At 73.4% G+C, this 1,081-nt stretch carries 1 protein-coding gene and 1 pseudogene; both read left to right on the top strand.

The annotated features are described in order from the left end of the window. The first annotated feature begins 9 nt into the window (after nucleotides 1–9). Nucleotides 10–843 carry a glycine betaine ABC transporter substrate-binding protein gene (locus FV222_RS27070; RefSeq protein WP_246685702.1) on the top strand — a complete coding sequence of 278 codons (834 nt, stop codon included), beginning with the start codon at nucleotides 10–12 and terminating at the stop codon, nucleotides 841–843. Nucleotides 844–863: 20 nt separating this feature from the next. Then, nucleotides 864–1,081, top strand: a pseudogene (locus FV222_RS27065) (ABC transporter permease); the annotation flags it as partial.

Below are 1,081 nucleotides of genomic sequence, written 5' to 3'. Positions count from 1 at the left end.
CGCGGACCGTTGGTGGTCGCCTCGAAGAGCGACACCGAGGGCACGCTCGTCGGCAGCATGATCGCCCTGTGCCTGGAGGATCTCGGCATCCCGGTGCAACGCCGCCTCGGCCTCGGGCCGACGCTGATCGTCCGCACGGCGCTGATGTCGGGCGATGTCGACATCTACCCCGAATACACGGGCAACGGCGCCTTCTTCACCGGCACCGAGGCCGACCCGGCCTGGAAGCGGCCCGACAGCGCCTACGCCGCAGCAGCCGCCGCCGATCGGGCCAAAGGCCTCGTCTGGCTCGGGCGGGCGCCGGCCAACAACACCTGGCTGATCGCGGTGCGCGGCAGCCTCGCCCGCAAGGAGGGGCTGGCCACCATGGCGGACTTCGCCGAGGCCGTGCGGCGCGGGCTGATCCGCCTGGCGGCCTCGACCGAGTTCGTCGAGAGCCCGGCGGCGCTGCCGTCCTTCGAGGCCGCCTACGGCTTCGCGCTGCCGATGGACCGCATCGTCAGCCTGCCCGGCGGCGACACGGCGGTGACGGCGCGGGCGGCGGCGCAGGGCATCAGCGGCGTCAACGCAGGCATGGTCTACGGCACCGACGGGGCGCTCGGCGCCCTCGACCTCGTCGTGATGAGCGATCCGAAGGGCGCGCAGATCGTCTACGAGGTCGCACCGGTGATCCGCGCCGACACCCTCGCAAGCCATCCGCGCATCCGCGACACGCTCGATCCGGTCTTCGCGCGCCTGGATGCCGACACGCTCCGCCGGCTGAACGCCCGCATCACCGTCGAGGGACAGGTGGCCGAGGCCGTCGCGCGGACGTTCCTGCGCGACGCCGGCTTCATCACGTGACGGCCGCCGCCCGCGATCGAATGGCCCGCCTCGTGCCGCTGCTGTTCGCCATCGCCTTCCTCGGTGCGGTCTACGGCCTGCCGCTGCTGCGGCTCGCCAAGAACCGCCTCGTCGTCGGCGAGCCGGTCTACGCCCTGGACGGCGCCGGCATCGTGGCAGGCTTCGGACCGGAGATCGAGGCGGTGTCGGCGCTGGTGCTCGGGGCGGCGCTGCTCGCGCGCGCCGGGCGGACGCGGGT

Origin of the sequence: Methylobacterium sp. WL103, assembly GCF_008039885.1 — a bacterium.
GTDB lineage: Bacteria > Pseudomonadota > Alphaproteobacteria > Rhizobiales > Beijerinckiaceae > Methylobacterium > Methylobacterium cerastii.
Note: the sequence above shows the minus strand (reverse complement) of the source record. Positions and strands in the feature narration are given on the sequence as shown.